Source organism: Paenibacillus sp. Paensp111 (assembly GCF_059492195.1).
The window spans coordinates 3,086,838-3,102,685 of sequence record NZ_CP168527.1; the positions used below are offsets into that span (position 1 = coordinate 3,086,838).

The 15,848-nt window shown below is 47.1% G+C and carries 18 protein-coding genes; 11 read left to right on the plus strand and 7 right to left on the minus strand.

Annotation, left to right across the window (positions count from 1 at the left end; translation table 11 throughout):
* Positions 1-312: 312 nt before the first annotated feature.
* The 4 genes from ACEN86_RS14385 (at position 313) to ACEN86_RS14400 (ending at position 4,417) form a co-directional block, all read left to right on the plus strand.
* Positions 313-1,140, plus strand: a complete 828-nt coding sequence (locus ACEN86_RS14385) for a YitT family protein (protein ID WP_495631294.1) — start codon at positions 313-315, stop codon at positions 1,138-1,140.
* A 169-nt stretch (positions 1,141-1,309) separates the two neighbouring features.
* A complete protein-coding gene (locus ACEN86_RS14390) occupies positions 1,310-1,513 on the plus strand; it encodes a hypothetical protein (protein ID WP_185897401.1) in 204 nt (67 codons plus the stop codon).
* A 243-nt stretch (positions 1,514-1,756) separates the two neighbouring features.
* Entirely contained in the window at positions 1,757-2,950 is a 1,194-nt protein-coding gene (locus ACEN86_RS14395; protein ID WP_495631295.1) for a putative glycoside hydrolase, read from the plus strand.
* Positions 2,951-3,049: 99 nt separating this feature from the next.
* Positions 3,050-4,417, plus strand: coding sequence for an MATE family efflux transporter (locus ACEN86_RS14400; protein WP_495631296.1), 1,368 nt, complete (start codon positions 3,050-3,052; stop codon positions 4,415-4,417).
* A 77-nt stretch (positions 4,418-4,494) separates the two neighbouring features.
* Here ACEN86_RS14400 and ACEN86_RS14405 read toward each other — a convergent pair whose 3' ends face one another.
* Positions 4,495-5,832, minus strand: a complete 1,338-nt coding sequence (locus ACEN86_RS14405; RefSeq protein WP_495631297.1) for an FtsW/RodA/SpoVE family cell cycle protein — start codon at positions 5,830-5,832, stop codon at positions 4,495-4,497.
* A 2-nt stretch (positions 5,833-5,834) separates the two neighbouring features.
* The gene (locus tag ACEN86_RS14410; protein WP_495631298.1) at positions 5,835-6,170 is read right to left on the minus strand and encodes a PadR family transcriptional regulator; all 336 of its coding nucleotides are present in this window, start codon (positions 6,168-6,170) and stop codon (positions 5,835-5,837) included.
* Between the two features lie 214 nt (positions 6,171-6,384).
* On the opposite strand from ACEN86_RS14410, the gene ACEN86_RS14415 reads away from it, so the two are divergent.
* Positions 6,385-6,828 (plus strand): peroxiredoxin, encoded by a 444-nt coding sequence (locus tag ACEN86_RS14415; RefSeq protein ID WP_495631299.1) that lies wholly within the window; start codon positions 6,385-6,387, stop codon positions 6,826-6,828.
* A 73-nt stretch (positions 6,829-6,901) separates the two neighbouring features.
* On the opposite strand, the gene pfkA is transcribed toward ACEN86_RS14415, so the two are convergent.
* The 3 genes from pfkA to ACEN86_RS14430 all read right to left on the minus strand — a co-directional run bounded on the left by pfkA (position 6,902) and on the right by ACEN86_RS14430 (position 9,394).
* Complete coding sequence (gene pfkA / locus ACEN86_RS14420) at positions 6,902-7,873, minus strand: 6-phosphofructokinase (protein ID WP_495631300.1); 972 nt, start codon at positions 7,871-7,873, stop codon at positions 6,902-6,904.
* Between the two features lie 26 nt (positions 7,874-7,899).
* Positions 7,900-8,925, minus strand: a complete 1,026-nt coding sequence (locus ACEN86_RS14425) for a tetraprenyl-beta-curcumene synthase family protein (RefSeq protein ID WP_495634309.1) — start codon at positions 8,923-8,925, stop codon at positions 7,900-7,902.
* 154 nt (positions 8,926-9,079) lie between these two features.
* Positions 9,080-9,394 (minus strand): hypothetical protein, encoded by a 315-nt coding sequence (locus ACEN86_RS14430; RefSeq protein WP_495631301.1) that lies wholly within the window; start codon positions 9,392-9,394, stop codon positions 9,080-9,082.
* A gap of 135 nt (positions 9,395-9,529) precedes the next feature.
* Between ACEN86_RS14430 and ACEN86_RS14435 the strand changes: the two genes are divergently transcribed.
* Both ACEN86_RS14435 and ACEN86_RS14440 read left to right on the plus strand, forming a co-directional pair.
* On the plus strand, positions 9,530-10,714 hold the full coding sequence (locus ACEN86_RS14435; RefSeq protein ID WP_495631302.1) for an MFS transporter: 1,185 nt from the start codon (positions 9,530-9,532) through the stop codon (positions 10,712-10,714).
* Between the two features lie 89 nt (positions 10,715-10,803).
* Positions 10,804-11,451, plus strand: a complete 648-nt coding sequence (locus tag ACEN86_RS14440; protein ID WP_495631303.1) for a nitroreductase family protein — start codon at positions 10,804-10,806, stop codon at positions 11,449-11,451.
* A 159-nt stretch (positions 11,452-11,610) separates the two neighbouring features.
* Here ACEN86_RS14440 and ACEN86_RS14445 read toward each other — a convergent pair whose 3' ends face one another.
* Together ACEN86_RS14445 and ACEN86_RS14450 are read right to left on the minus strand one after the other, a co-directional pair.
* Positions 11,611-12,354 carry a YebC/PmpR family DNA-binding transcriptional regulator gene (locus ACEN86_RS14445; RefSeq protein ID WP_495631304.1) on the minus strand — a complete coding sequence of 248 codons (744 nt, stop codon included), beginning with the start codon at positions 12,352-12,354 and terminating at the stop codon, positions 11,611-11,613.
* 144 nt (positions 12,355-12,498) lie between these two features.
* On the minus strand, positions 12,499-12,696 hold the full coding sequence (locus ACEN86_RS14450) for a cold shock domain-containing protein (RefSeq protein WP_127200876.1): 198 nt from the start codon (positions 12,694-12,696) through the stop codon (positions 12,499-12,501).
* Positions 12,697-12,950: 254 nt separating this feature from the next.
* On the opposite strand from ACEN86_RS14450, the gene ACEN86_RS14455 reads away from it, so the two are divergent.
* From ACEN86_RS14455 to ACEN86_RS14470, 4 genes are all read left to right on the plus strand, one after another.
* Positions 12,951-13,184, plus strand: a complete 234-nt coding sequence (locus ACEN86_RS14455) for a hypothetical protein (RefSeq protein ID WP_495631305.1) — start codon at positions 12,951-12,953, stop codon at positions 13,182-13,184.
* 32 nt (positions 13,185-13,216) lie between these two features.
* Entirely contained in the window at positions 13,217-13,387 is a 171-nt protein-coding gene (locus tag ACEN86_RS14460; RefSeq protein ID WP_495631306.1) for a hypothetical protein, read from the plus strand.
* Between the two features lie 210 nt (positions 13,388-13,597).
* Positions 13,598-15,388 (plus strand): oligoendopeptidase F, encoded by a 1,791-nt coding sequence (pepF, locus tag ACEN86_RS14465; RefSeq protein ID WP_495631307.1) that lies wholly within the window; start codon positions 13,598-13,600, stop codon positions 15,386-15,388.
* Positions 15,389-15,464: 76 nt separating this feature from the next.
* A complete protein-coding gene (locus ACEN86_RS14470) occupies positions 15,465-15,776 on the plus strand; it encodes a LapA family protein (RefSeq protein WP_495631308.1) in 312 nt (103 codons plus the stop codon).
* The last annotated feature ends 72 nt before the right edge of the window (positions 15,777-15,848 follow it).

A 15,848-nucleotide genomic window follows, 5' to 3' on the forward strand; every position in this document is an offset into this window, starting at 1 on the left:
TATTCATGCTCCTTCTATATGGTGGATATGGTGGACAGATCCACATTCTTGACGTTATTCTTAAGTAGCGGTAAACGTTTATTAGGCTGTCCCATCCTGCAAAAATGTATCATTACAGGGGGTAGGGTAAAGCTGGAAAATAAACCTTTGGTTATCTAAACTTTACCGTTTCTTTTGAACCATGTAACAGTAACACATATATTCATTAAAATGGAAATCCATCCCTACTCAAGAATATCTCAAACATTATAGCACAAAACATTCTTGAAACACCAGTTACATACCAAGAACCATTTCGCGAGGTGAAACCCTTTGTACAAATTAATCAATCGCAGTCTGGCGGTTGTCTTCGGGGCTGTTCTCATTGCCGCCGGATTCAATCTCTTCCTGATTCCCCACAAGCTCCTGAGCGGAGGGGTGTCCGGGCTATCCATGCTCACTGGATATTTCACCAGCTTCAGCATCAGTACGATGTATCTGGTGTATAACATTCCTCTTCTGATTGCAGGTCTGTTCCTGTTAGGCAAAAGATTCATCGGTCTCAGCATTCTCTCGGTTGTAACAACAACCTGGTTCATCGCCTTGATCCCGGTACCTGTGAAGATGCTAGCCCAGGACGCTCTGCTGGCCTCCGTCTTCGGTGGCGTGCTCGTAGGCCTTGGGGCTGGAATCTCCTTCCGAGCAGGAGGCTCATCCGGCGGATTCGATATTCTGGGCTCCATTGTTACCAAATATCGTGACTTTCCTGTCGGAAGTGTAATCGTTGTCCTGAATACCTTGGTCGTTCTGGCCATGGGATACTTGAATGGAGAATGGAATCTGGCTCTGGCCTCCATGGTCTCCATCTATTTAAGCGGCAAGGTCGTTGATTATATTCACATCAGCCACGTCAAAGTCACACTCTTCATTATTACGAACCAGACAGACGCCATGCTGGAGAAGCTTCTCGGTCTGCCGCGAGGGGTCACGCTGATCAAAACCGAGGGTGCTTTCTCCCATAAGGAAAAAGACATGCTGATGACCGTAACTACCAAATACGAGCTGGCTGAGCTAAGAGAAATTATCAAGTCAACTGACCCTACGGCATTCGTTAATATTGTTGAAACCGTTGGCGTCATGGGCTCCTTCCGGCGTGGTTAATTACCTCTGGTGCACCACCAGGGGTAATATGGTATGATGAGGAAGCACGGACCTTTGCCAAATTCATGAGATCTCTGCAGAAATGGAGCTTTACCCTTTAACTTCACAGGTTAATAGCTTTTCCGGTACGATGAATGATTCTTTAAATGAATGATTCTTGGAGGAAAGGATGATTATTGTGGACATGGAAACGGTAAAACTTTCTCAAATCGTCATGAAATGGTTCCCCGATATGATGCCATTCTTCAATACCGAGGAGTTGAATTCCAGAATTCTGCTTCGGGATGGCTTTACTGTTCTGGAACCCGAGGATGCATTAGAGATTATTCACTACAGCATTTGCGAACATCAAAGTTCCGCGCTTCTACATTAATCAAGAACACCTTAAGCCGCTTCTTGTATAAGAGGCGGCTTATTCATTTTCACATGGATCTTTGTTAAATTTCTGTAGCTACTAATTTTTGGACGTTTAACCACATATTTTTAAGTTTAAAGAGGTTACAGCGGTTTATACTCTAAAACCTGCCAAGAACAAATGACAATTCTGCTCTTTCTGGCATTTATTTTATCCGATATAATTATAATAGAGAGCGCACACAAGGGAGAGAAACTTCACATGAACATCTTATGGACACTGCTAATGCTGGCTGTGAGCACTTCTTCTGGCCATCACACGGACCAACCTCAGAAAGGAAGCCTTGCTGGTATTCTGAAATCATCCTATCAATCTATCGCTACTTATTCTCAGAAGGCTTCTAATGGAACAGCACCTACTGGAACAACTTCAACTACAACCGTGAAGACAGACCCACAGGAGGAAGCACCCAAGGTAAAAGGGATTTATGTTACGGCCTACAGTGCTGGCGGATCCAGAATGGAGCAGCTGCTCAAATTGACGGACACCACAGACCTGAATGCCATGGTCATTGATATAAAGGACGATTCCGGTTACATAACCTATCCTACGACTAATCAGGAACTTCTTAAATACGGCAAACCGCAGAACTTTATTCACGATATTCACGCACTTATGGATCGGTTGAAGAAGCACAAGGTATATCCGATTGCCCGGGTAGTTGTCTTTAAAGATACTGTGCTTGCCAAGAAGCACCCGGAGCTATCCTTCCGCCAGAGCAATGGTACGGTATGGAGCAATGGTAAAGGAGACAGCTTCGTCAACCCTTACAGTAAAGATGTGTGGGAATATAACGTAGCCATTGCCAAAGAGGCGGCTGCCCTGGGGTTCAAAGAGATTCAGTTCGACTATGTACGATTCCCAGAAGGATTTGAGAAACGGGCTAATACGTTGAAATACATTAAGGACGATAAAAGCCGGGTAGATGCGGTGTCCTCCTTTGTTGATTATGCCCGCAAGGAACTAGAACCGCTGGGTGTACGCGTATCCGTAGATATTTTTGGCTATGCCGCTTCGGTTCCTGCAGCTGAGGGAATCGGGCAGGATTTCACCAAGATTTCCAAGAACGTGAACGTAATCTCGCCTATGATCTATCCAAGCCATTATACGACAGGCTGGTTCGGAACCAAGGATCCGGATAAAGCTCCTTACCAGACCATCAAAGGCTCAATGGCCGATACGCACAAGAAGCTGGACCCGCTGGGTGATAAGAAGCCGATCATCCGTCCATGGATACAGGATTTCACGGCAAGCTGGCTTGGAAGCGGACATTATTCCAAGTATGGTAAGCATGAAGTTGAAGAGCAGATTCGCGCACTGAAGGAAATGAAGGTTGACGAGTATCTGCTCTGGAACGCGAATAATCGGTATACAGCCGGTGTAGATTACAAATAAGCATTTATTGTGGATTAATGAAAAGCCCTTTAATGGGCTTTTTCTTTGTGTGGAGCAGCTTTCCCGCTCCCAGGAACGCTACTGAAATGGAGACTTGAAATGAAGCAGACATTCACTCTGAAACAGAAATATATCCAGTTTATTCATATCCTAATTCCGATCCTGATTACACAGATCACCTTATCTCTAATGACCTTCTTCGATACGGTGATGTCAGGCCACTCAAGTCCAGCTGATCTTGCGGGAGCCGCAATTGGATCAAGCCTCTGGCTGCCTGTCCAGACGGGGCTCAGTGGTATTCTTATGGGCATCATTCCCATAGTCTCCCATCTTGTTGGCCGGGGTGAGCGAGACCAGGTTGACTTTAATGTGATGCAGGCTTTGCTGCTGTCTCTAACGGTATCTATCGTGGTTCTTGTTGGAGGCGGCATAGCGCTTGATCCTATTCTTAACGGCATGAGTCTTGAGCCAAAGGTTCAGCACGTAGCCCACTACTTTCTGGTCGCCATCGGCACCGGTATCATTCCTTTGTTCGGATATACTGTGCTTCGTTCTTTCATTGATTCCATAGGACAGACCCGAATTTCGATGACAATCACCCTACTGTCCCTGCCCATTAATGTACTTGTGAATTACCTGCTTATTTTCGGCAAAATGGGCTTCCCGCGGCTCGGAGGGATCGGGTCGGGCGTCGCTTCCTCATTTACCTATTGGTGCATCTTTATATTAGCTTTCATCATAGTCCGTAAAAGCGAAGCATTCTCTAAGTATCACATGCTCCGAAATTGGTATAAGATCTCCTTCGCCAAATGGAAGGAGCTGCTCAAGATCGGCGTGCCGATCGGCTTCGCCATCTTCTTCGAGACAGCCGTCTTCGCAGCGGTAACTTTGTTCATGAGCAGGTATGATACGCAGACCATTGCAGCACATCAATCCGCGCTAAACTTTGCCTCAACCCTATATATGATTCCGCTTAGTATCTGTCTTGCTTTGACGATTCTGGTGGGCTTCGAGGCTGGAGCAGCCAGACTTAGGGATGCCAAGCAGTATGCAAGACTTGGAATAGGAACTGCAGCTGGCATGTCCATCGTCACTGCAATCATTCTGTTAGTATTCCAACATGGGGTTGCGTCTCTATACTCCGATGAGCCTGCGGTAATCGAGCTGACCAAGCACTTCCTCATCTACGCTATATTCTTCCAGCTCTCAGATGCGATTGCCGCTCCGATTCAAGGAGCTCTAAGAGGATACAAGGATGTGAACTCTCCGTTCCTTCTTGCGTTTATCGCTTATTGGGTCATTGGCCTCCCGCTCGGATATGTTCTAGCTAATTACACAAGTCAGGGACCATACGGGTACTGGCTGGGTTTAATCAGCGGGCTGGCGGTTGCCGCCGTATCCTTATTCCTGCGGCTCGCCTATATGCAGAAGAAATATGCCAAGGACCTGGGGCTGCCTTTACAATAATTAGACAAAAGAACGCTGCTATATCCATTTGGATACGGGCGGCGTTCTTTAGTTGATGACCAGATCAAGTGCCGGCCTTACGAGGTCGAGGCTGGAGTTGAGGCGGCCCTGATGATATCTTTTTTTCGATAAATAGACAGCAATAACCCTACAGCCGCGAACTCGATGAGTAAATGAGAACCGCCATAGCCTACGAACGGGAAAGTCACCCCTATAATGGGGGCGTAACCCATCGACATGCCCAGCCCGTATACGAGCCTGGCTCCAAGCATCATCATGATGACCAGGATCAGCGATTTGCCATACTTGTCATCCACCCTTTTGTAGGCGGCTATCATGCGATGAATCAGCATCAGGGTGGCTATCGCCAGAATAATCCCTGCGACCCAGCCAAAGCTGTACAGCAAATAAGTCACAATAGATTCCGACTGAAGAAAAGGAAGCGCCTTAAGCGGAGCGCCCAGTCCTCTGCCCCACCAGCCTGCGGATTGAACAGCCGCTCGGGTTTTAACATAGGTGTATCCATAACCTTCGGGGTCGCTGTAAGCGCGAAGAAATTGAGTAAGTCTTAACCATATCGGATTCCCGATAAAGCTCAAAAATCCATACCATAGACTAAGTAAACTCCCAAATCCAAATCCAATTCCAATCACAACAGTGAGCTTTCGTCGGTACAACCAGACGCTCAATCCCGCACACCCAATCAGGTAGAACCCAAGTTCCGTTAAAGCCCCCATGCTCATATAGATGAACACTGGCAGCAAAGTGATGGCAAATCCGAAAAAATTGCGGATTAACAAGCTAAGCGCTGAATGTCGCATTTTCTGTAAAATCCCCGCGATAGCAATCAATAGCAAGTAAGTACTAATGTTAGCCCAATCCCAAGCTAAAGAACCAAGGATAATATACCTGTGCTGACCAGCCATAATTGGACTGTTAAACGTAAACACAAACCCAACCATAACGATGCCATACAAATACCAAGCTCCTTTATACAGCTTACGGTAATCCAGAAAATATACCCCGATCATCACAGCAATGCCGAGTGCTAAGAAAAATATTTGCTTCTCCAGAAACCCTGCGGATGCATACTTTTCTGAGTATGCTGTATAATTTTGCACCACCGACCACATTGAAATGATGCTGACTGCTGCAAAGAACAGCACAATCAAGATAAGTCCGTAGTTAATCCGCGGTCTATGTACTTGGTGAAGCTGCTTACCAAGCACTGCAGGATCGCCCATCTGGGCTACCGCCCAAGTGACGGCCTCATCTGCATCATATCCTTGATCTACTCTAGCCTCAATCAATTCCTCCAAATGGTTATCCAGCTCTTCCCGAACGGAAGAATGTACTTCCTTGGCCTTTACCTGTGTACAAACTTTATCCAGAAAAACACGTCGTTGATCTTCCATGCTCAATTCCTCCCTCCTTCCCCCAGCACCGTATCTACGGCCTGCCGGAATACTCTCCACTCCGTCTTCTTCTCTTCAAGCTGCTTAAGCCCGCTGTCCGTTATACGGTAATACTTACGTTTCCTTCCCCCGGTCTCGGTCCAGAATGATTCCACCCATTTCTCGCTCTCCATGCTGTGAAGCAGCGGATACAAGGTGCCTTCTTTCAGCGCAAAAATGCCCCCTGAACCTACATCCAGCTGCTTGATAATCTCATACCCGTACAAAGGCTCCCGCGATAAAATCGTTAATATCAAGGTGCCTGTGCTTCCTTTCATCATTTCCTTGCTAATTTTCATGATCAAACCTCCTTCCATACTCAATAACGCTCCAATATACCTCTTATCTCTATACATAGTAAATCCATGCATAGTTAATCTATGTATAATAATAGACTGATATGGTAATATTGTCCATACCCGCTTTGCATCCATAAACTCAACGTACTACAATAGACAGGAATACAGGCAAATACCATCATTTTACTTAATCTATTAGGAGCGTGACTGTTCAATGCTCAGCGAAGGAACAAAGGCGCCGCTCTTTCGCGCCGAAAGCACACAAGGGTTAATTGATTTGGCTGAGTATGTAGGCACACGGCCTATTGTACTTATCTTTTATCCCATGGATGATACACCGGGTTGTACCAAGCAGCTGTGTGCGGTTAGAGATGCAGAGCCATCGTATAATGGCTTCAATGCTCTCGTGCTCGGTGTGAATCCCGGATCAAAGGAAAGCCATGAGAAGTTCGCTGCCAAGCACGGTTATGATTTCCCGCTTGTTGTGGATACGAACGGGGAGATTCGCAGCAAGTATGAGATCGGCAAGACGCTGGGTTTCTTGACGCAGCAGCGCGTGGTCGTTGTGATCGACCTGGAAGGAAAGGTCGCATTTGCAGAGAAGGGTCTGAGGCCAACCGAGGAAATTATGAATGTGCTCAAGCGAATTACAGCATAGGCGTATAGCACAAAAAAAGGAATCCACAGCCATTACCGGCAGGATTCCTTTTTTGCAGCTAATTATATAATAATTATTGGGACAACCGTGAAGCCAGCTCGTACAGTTCCATGTTGAACGGCTTCTTGGTATTAACTACTTTCTCAATATCCGTAAGCACAAGCTCACCTTTGAGAACGCCGCAGCCTTTGTTGGATTCGCCTTCAATCAGCTTGCGAACGGCGAAGTCACCCAGACGGCTCGCCAAGTTCCGGTCGAATGGAGTTGGGGATCCACCGCGCTGAATATGTCCAAGTACCGTAACACGCGGATCGATGGAAGGGTAACGCTCTTTCAAGGCTGTAGCCACATCTTCGCCCTTGCCTACTCCTTCAGCGACGATAACGATACTGTGTCTCTTACCATGATCAAAGTTCGCCTTCATCCGGTCAGCAACTTCATTCAGATCGTAAGATACTTCAGGCACAAGAATCGTCTCAGCTCCGGAAGCCAGTCCTGCATGAAGAGCGATGTCTCCGCAGTGACGTCCCATAACCTCTACCACCGATGAACGCTCGTGCGATGACATCGTATCACGAAGCTTGTTCACGGCTTCCACAACCACGTTAACAGCCGTATCAAAGCCGATTGTATAATCTGTAAACGAAATATCATTATCGATGGTTCCTGGAAGTCCCATGGTCTTGATCCCTAGACGACTGAGCTTCTCGGCACCCTGGTAGGAACCGTCTCCGCCGATGACCACAAGGCCATCAATGCCGCGATCCCGCAGAATTTGAGCACCCTTCTGCTGACCTTCGAGAGTCTTGAACTCTAGGCAGCGTGCAGACTGGAGAATGGTTCCCCCGCGCTGGATAATATCTCCCACACTCCGGATATCCATAGCAAAAATATCATTGTTCAGCAGGCCTTGATAACCGCGCTGTATGCCATAAACCTCAAGTCCGTAGTACAGGCCGCTTCGCACAACGGCACGTACTGCTGCGTTCATCCCCTGGGAATCTCCACCGCTGGTTAATACGGCAATTTTTTTCATTTGTGTCATAATGGTTGCCTCCTCAAAATGGTTGCTTAAATATGCTTTCGGATCCAGCGGCTGTTCACGAAGAAGAATAACCTCGTCAGAGGACTCTTCTTCATCAATCTTCTGGATACGCTGCGAATCTCCTGCTGCTGGCTTACTTTGGGATCGGACAAGTACAAAGCAAGCAGACCCTCAATAATCATCCGGTGAAAAGAAGAGGCTGGCAGCACCGTGACGTCCTGCCTCGCAGACTGAACGATCAGGGATATCCGGTTCAGCATCGTCTCGGTATTGTCGTAATAATTGCAAAAATTCAGATCGCCGCCGATCCGGTCTTCATCCTGATCAATTAAATAATCAAGCATTATATGTAATCCGCATACATGCGGGAAATAAGCATGTCTGATTATCTCTGCGCTTGTCTGATCAAGGTCTTTATGGCTTGCTGCCAGGAAGAGCATGAATACTCCCAGAGTGGACCCGGTAGCGGCAGCGAACTCATTCCACTCCAGATCCGGAGCCAGATCCCGGTGCTCGGCGTGCCACTGAAGCAGTGCCGGCTCTCGCAGCTCAGGCTTAATATGCTTGTACACTTGCAAATCGGTATACAGCTTGACCAGCATCACGATCTGCGGCTTAGCCGCTTCATAGCCGGGAAGCTCAGCGATACAGTTACGGCACGTGGCGACAAGGCGGTGCAGATACCCCCCATCCTCCTTCTCGTCGCGTAGTTCGTAGTAATCTTGCAGGGGTACATCCGGATTGACCGCATCCAGCATAGACTGGTGCAGCAGGCGGAAATCATCCGCATCCATTGAAGTGCTGCGGTCACACAGATTATCCAGGTAATCGCTTATCGTCTGAAAAGCTACAATTAACGGGATCAGCACGTGTTTCTGCTCCAGGTGGGCTGCTGCATAGACCGAGCCTCCCTGACAATGAAATTCCTTGGTAGCAATACTGGCAAGGGCTTGTCGTCTAAGCTCAGGATCCGGTATGGCTTCGGCCCTCTGCCTCCACTGGTTCAGCTCGGAACGCACGTCTGGCAATAAATACTTATATACCCGGCTCATCAGCCTGATCGGATCACGGGGTATCTGATATGGGCGTTCTTCAAGATCAATCAAAGGCTTGCCTCCACATGGTAGTCATCATTCACTGGTGTGAACCATTCTTTATTATAATATGATCCTTATCTTTCTACAAATAAACAATATCACAGACAAATCAGGAATGTCTCTTTCCTTCCTGCTCTTCAGCCGATACTCTATACCATATATGAAGATCATTAATAATACTCGCAAGTTCTGCAATATCACTGTTAATCTTGCATGAAAGCGCAAAGTTATGCTCTTCTCCCAGCTCCTTCAGCTTGGTCACGATAATCTGCTCCAGCTGCATAACCCGGGTCGGAATTTGCCCGCGGATATTTTCCCAGGTCTCAATAATTCCCCTTCTCTCTATTAGAGGAAGCTCCTCGAACGGAGTATCAAATTCCGGAACCTTGATTCCCAGCCGGCTATCATATACAAAAACGTCCATTTCCATCCCTCCCAGAGGTATTAGATATCCCATATTATAGCGGAAATCCGGTAACTTGGTGCCTTGTTATGCTATACTAACGGTGGCTGTTTAATGAACTTTAGTCAAAAAATTACCGATTGGAGCCTCCTAAGCATGAATTCACAACATCAGATCCGGCGGGACGTTAACTGGCTGCGGGCTTTCACCTATACAGTGTACGGAATCAGTGTTCTTGTCTTCTCTTTCTTTCCACTCTTTTACCGAAGCCTCGGATTCTCCAATGCACAAATTGGCTATCTCTACGCGATCGGACCCATGATCTCTCTATTCTCCAATCTTCTATGGAGTATGATCAGTGACCGCTACCGCACGATAAAAAGAATCCTCATCCTGCTATTAATCGGCCAGCTCGTGCTGTCCATGATCTTATCGGTCTCCGAATCTTTTCTCGGCATCCTAATCGTTATCATGGTGTTCTACTTCTTTTATTACCCGATCTATCCGCTTGCTGATACGATGGCCATTACTACAGCCAAGGAATATGGCAAAAGCTTCACCGTTATCCGTATATTTGGCTCTCTCGGATTCGCCACCTTCGCGATTGTGATTGGTTATGTTCTAACCGCACTCGGTACTTCCTGGACGATCCGGATTAGCATCATACTTACGATGATTGCTTTATTCCTGACCTTCTTCATCCGCGACCAATCTTCCTCTACGAGTAGAATGGAAGCGTCCGGACTTTGGAAGATTCTTCGTCAAAAGGAACTGCTCTGGTTCTTCGGCTGCGTATTCTGCCTGGCCATTGGTCACCGTATGAATGACGCCTTCCTGACCATTGCCATGAAGGAAATGGGGTCCAGTGATAATCTGGTAGGCTGGGGCGTGCTCGCCTCTTCCCTCTCGGAGATCCCTATCTTCTTCCTGTTAAGCATCTATGGGGACAAGCTGAAGGAGCTCCCACTGCTATTATTCGCCTGCTTGATGTTCGCTCTTCGCTTCCTGTTAATGAGCCTGACCGATTCGGCTGCCAGTGTCATTGCCATTCAGACTCTGCACAGCGTCACCTTCGGCATCTTCTTCGTCACAGCAGTCAGATACTTGACCAGGCTGATTCCTGACCAGTACAGAGCAACCGGACTTGCTATGTTCACGGTGATGTGGTCCAGTGCATCAGGTCTGATCAGCGGTACATTTGGGGGCGTCATTTATGAGCATTTCGGCCGCAAAGACTTTTATCTGGTTGCCATGACCTTCAGCCTTGTAGCATTTCTAGGATTTGCGAGTAAATATCTGGACCGGATTCCCGGCCGCAATAATATTAACAAAAGTATTTAGCCCCACTCGTGCTATCAAAGATAGATCTCATCAGCTATAATAGATGGAACAAGAAATATAGTACCTAGTCCTAAAAAGGTGGGAAATAAATGGATTTCAAGGATTTCAAAGAGATTATGCTAACCCGTCGCAGTATCCGCGACTTTACTGAAGAGAACGTCTCAACTGAGGATATTGAAGAAATCATTGACTGTGCCAGATATGCACCCAGTGACACCAACTCTCAGACGTGGGAATTCATTGCGGTTGTCAATCGCGACAAGATCAAGCAAATTGAGGATTTCACTTGGGAGCAGCTGCATTTGAAAGCTGCCGAAGCGGAGAAGCAGGGTCTTGGACGCGAAGCCAGACTTCTTGTTAAGTCATTCGGCCCTTATGCCACAGCCTTCTCGGGTGCACCTGTACTGATTGTTTGCTTGTCGACCCCTTATGCTTCCAAATTCCGTGAAAGAATATTTGATCCATTACAGTTCGGCAGTCCAGATATCTGGAGTGAAGAAGGCCTAAAGAGCAGCAGCCTGGCCTCCCAGAATTTAATGCTGGCTGCGCATGCCAAAGGGCTTGCAACCTGTCCTATGACCGGCCCGGTTCTGCTCGCAGAAGAGCAGCTTCGTGAGTTCCTGGATATCCCTGAAGACCGCGGAGTCAATATGGTGATTGCGCTGGGCCACCCCGCTGTCTCACCGAAAGCTACGCCACGTAAGGAAGTAGCCGAGATTCTGCGAATTGTGGACTAGCACCGGAGCTAAGCGAACCGATTATATTTGTAAGCTAGAACCGTAGAATTATTAATGGGCAGCTTAATCATTGCACACTTTTGCCCAGTTCAACTTATAGCCAAAAGGGCTCTTACTCCCCTGCAACCAGGGGGTAAGAGCCCTTTTGATTTTCTTTTATTAACCAATGCGCTCCATCTCGGAAGCACTGATCTCAAAGTTGGAGTATACATCCTGAACATCATCATTATCCTCGAAGGCATCCATCATCTTCAGCAGCTTCTCTGCATTCTCGCCTTCCACATCCACAGTATTCTGCGGAATCCAGCGAACTTCAGCCGTACTGAATTCGTAATTCTCCGCCTCCAGGGCACTCTTCACCTTCTCCAGCTCATGCGGGTGGGTTACAAGCTCAAAGGTCTCGTCCGTTGTAACCATATCTTCTGCTCCCGCTTCCACAGCTTGAAGAAGAAGGGTGTCCTCGTCAATATCCTCAAACTGCTCACGATCAATAACAAGGGAACCTTTCTCGTCGAACATATAAGCTACGCAGCCCGATTCGCCCATATTGCCGCCTCTTTTGTTAAAGATCGCGCGGACATCGGCTGCTGTCCGGTTCCGATTGTCCGTCAAACACTTCACCATGATGGCAACGCCGCCTGGACCATAACCTTCATAATAAATTTCTTCGTAATCCACATTATCCGCGTTACCTGATGCTTTCTTGATTGCACGTTCTATATTATCCGCTGGCATCTTGATTGCACGGGCGCTGGCAATGGCCGTCTTCAGTCCGAAGTTGGCTTCCGGGTTGGGACCACCTTTGCGTGCCTGCATATAAATCTCACGGCTTAATTTGACCCACTGATTATTCTTGGCCTGGTCAGCTTTACCTTTACGTTCTTTAAACAATTTGAATTTCATACCGTAACGCTCCCCACCTGTAATAAGTCTTGTACAAGTAATTCTCTTTTCACAGTGTATCACTACCCTCGTGTTTCGGTCAAAGCAAGCAAAAAAACACAGCTCACACGGAGCTGTGTCTTTTCTTTATAGGGTGAAGTGCAATTATATTTTGTATACGTTAGCTGCTTGCGCGCCACGGTTGCCTTCAGTAATTTCGAATTCAACTTCTTGACCTTCATCCAAGGATTTGAAGCCTTCGCCTTGAATTGCTGAGAAGTGAACGAATACGTCTTCGCCGCCCTCAACTGAAATGAAGCCATAACCTTTTTCTGCGTTAAACCATTTAACTGTACCTTTCAAATGAACAACCTCCTAAAATAACGCCATTAAATGACGAATACCTAAATTATAACCGATGTCTGAGTTCATTGCAACGCGCCTTAAGCCCTGCATCCTAAGTCCGATTTTTCCCTGAATTGCCCTCGGTTGCATTTGCTTTCCTAAGTAGCGTGCGTTATGATTTTATAAAGCTTTTGCAAATGCTTTCCTATAATACGCATCACACTATGAACGAATACATGAACTTAATGATTGCAGACTGGAGACCGAGCACGATGATCAAAAAACATGAAATTTACAAGACAGACAAATGGAATATGATGACAGTCGAAGTTCAGGGCAAATATATTGTCCTGCGTGAAATCTCCGACCAATGGGGAGAGGAAACCCATACCTTCCTCAGCCGCCCTGCCTTGATGCAATGGGCGCAGAACCGTTTCCCCAAGGAAGATTTCGAAGGAAGAGAAGAAGAATGGCGTACGCTGATGAGTTCCTTCAAACAAGTCTAGATTGATTTCAAAGGAGTTTTGAAGAATTACTTATGGACTATTCAAGAACTGCCCTGTTTATTGTTTTGGCTATTGTATTGGGATTTGTACTTATTTTGAACAAAAATAATATCCCTCCCAAGCTGAAACGCCCCATGGCTATCACGGCTTTAGTTATGATTGTCATGGCTTTTGTACTCGTAGTCTACAGTTATCTGGCCTAACTTAAGACCTTGGTCCGCTTATTCATATTGTGCCTAATCTCCGGTCATACTATTGGCAAAAAGATTGGGAGGAATACGCCCTTGAGATGTGCCACGCTCCTCTCGATAATGCTGACTTCCAGCCTGCTAACAGCTTCAGCGCCGGATATGGATAAGCGGACCGTTCAAGAGAAACGGCCAGTATCTCTAACTTTACCAAGGAGGATACCCATGAGCACATTACCAAAGCGTTCCGAAGTGACTGAAGCCAACAGCTGGAATCTGAATGATCTATTTCCTGATCAGAAGGCCTGGGACCAGTCCTACGAGCAGGTTAATCAGAAGAAGTCCAAGGCTTCCGACTATGAAGGCAAATTAAATACAGCCGAGAATATCAAGGCTGCTTTTGCCCTTGAGGATGAAATCTCGCTCGAGATTGAGCGCTTGTTCGTATTTGCGCACCTTCATCATGATGAAGATACCACGAACCCTACATATCAAGCACTCGTCGAGAAGGCTAAGAAGCTCAGCGTGGAGATTAGCGAGGCTCTCTCTTATATCACGCCGGAGATTCTATCCCTGCCAGAACAGGAACTGGACGGATTCATAGAGAACCCGGTCCTGGCAGACTATAAATTCACGCTCCAGGAGATCAAACGCGAGAAGGCTCATGTTCTCACCAAAGCCGAGGAAGCACTTCTGGCCCAAGTTGGCAACCTGTCGCAGGCACCGAAGAATATCTTCGGTATGATCAACAATGCGGACATGAAGTTCCCTAAGATTAAGGATGAGAACGGTAAGGAAGTGGAGCTGACGCATGGCAGCTACATCCAGTTCCTGGAGAATCCGAACCGCGAAGTCCGTCAGCGGGCCTTCAAAGCGATCTACGAAACTTACGGCAGACAAAAGAATACTTTGGCCGCTACGCTGAGCTCAAATGTGAATAAGAATATTTTTTATTCCCATGTTCGCAAGTACCCTTCAGTTCTGGAAATGTCTCTCTATGGTGACAACATTCCCAAAGAGGTCTATACGAACCTGATTGATACCATCCATGAAAGTCTTCCTCTGCTGCACAGATATATGGCGCTTCGCAAGAAGCTGCTCGGTGTGGATGAGCTTCATATGTATGACTTGTTCGCTCCGCTTGTGGAGGAGTACAAGTGGGATATCACCTATGATGAGGCGAAGAAGCTGGTTAGCGAAGGGCTTCAGCCGCTGGGTGAGAATTACCTGAAGGTGCTTAAGGACGGATTCGATCACCGCTGGATCGATGTATACGAGAATGAAGGCAAACGTACAGGAGCCTACAGCTGGGGTGCATATGGAACTCATCCATATGTTCTGCTGAACCACAACAACAATCTGAACAGCATGTTCACGCTGGCCCATGAGATGGGTCATGCGCTGCATTCTTATTTCTCGGATGAGGCCCTGAAATACCGTGATGCCCAATACACGATCTTCCTAGCAGAAGTAGCTTCGACTACGAATGAAGCTCTGCTCATGGATTATCTGCTGAAGCATGCTACCGACCCGAAACAGAAGCTGTATCTGCTGACTTATTATGCAGATCAGTTCCGGACGACGGTATTCCGCCAGACGATGTTCGCCGAATTCGAGAAGATTATTCATGAGCGCGCAGAGGCAGGAGAGTCCCTTACTCCTCAAGCGTTGTCTTCGATCTACTATGATCTGAACAAGAAATACCATGGCCCTGGCATGGTTGTCGATCAGGATATCGAGATGGAATGGGCTCGCATCCCGCATTTCTATACGAGCTTCTATGTATATAAGTACGCAACGGGCTTCTCGGCTGCAACCAGCTTCTCCAAGCAAATCCTTGAAGAGGGTCAGCCTGCTGTGGATCGGTATCTCGGCTTCCTGAAGAGCGGAGGCAGTGATTACTCCATCAATATTCTGAAGAAAGCTGGCGTTGACATGTCATCGCCTCAGCCGATTCGCGAAGCGATGAGTGTATTCGGAGAGCTGATCGAACAAATGGAGAATTTGACGAATTAATCAAATGAGTCTGATGGATTAATCCCTTGCCCGCTTTGGGTAAGGGATTTTATACTGTCTTTAGAGGAGGTGCACCATGAGAATACAATGGTCCCTGATTGCAGCTTTAATATTTGCATTAGTTACAGCCATATTTGCTGTTATTAACGTGAGAACCGTGGATGTGAATCTGCTGTTCGGTGTGGTTCAGATCCCCCTGATTCTGCTCATCATCGGCTCAACGCTGCTTGGCGGAATTATTGTCGGTTCGTTCGGCCTGTACCGGAGCTATCGTCTGGATAGAGAGAATCGCCGGCTCAAAGCTCAGCTCGCCCAAGTTCAAGAGGCAACCGGTTATGTATTTCCCGAACCCGAACCCAAGACGGCTGAAGACCAGCCTCAGAATTAGTCAAGCTCTTCAAATTGCCAATTGGAGTTCACTTAGAATTGATGATGCACTTCTCTTAGCTGAATCCAGCTG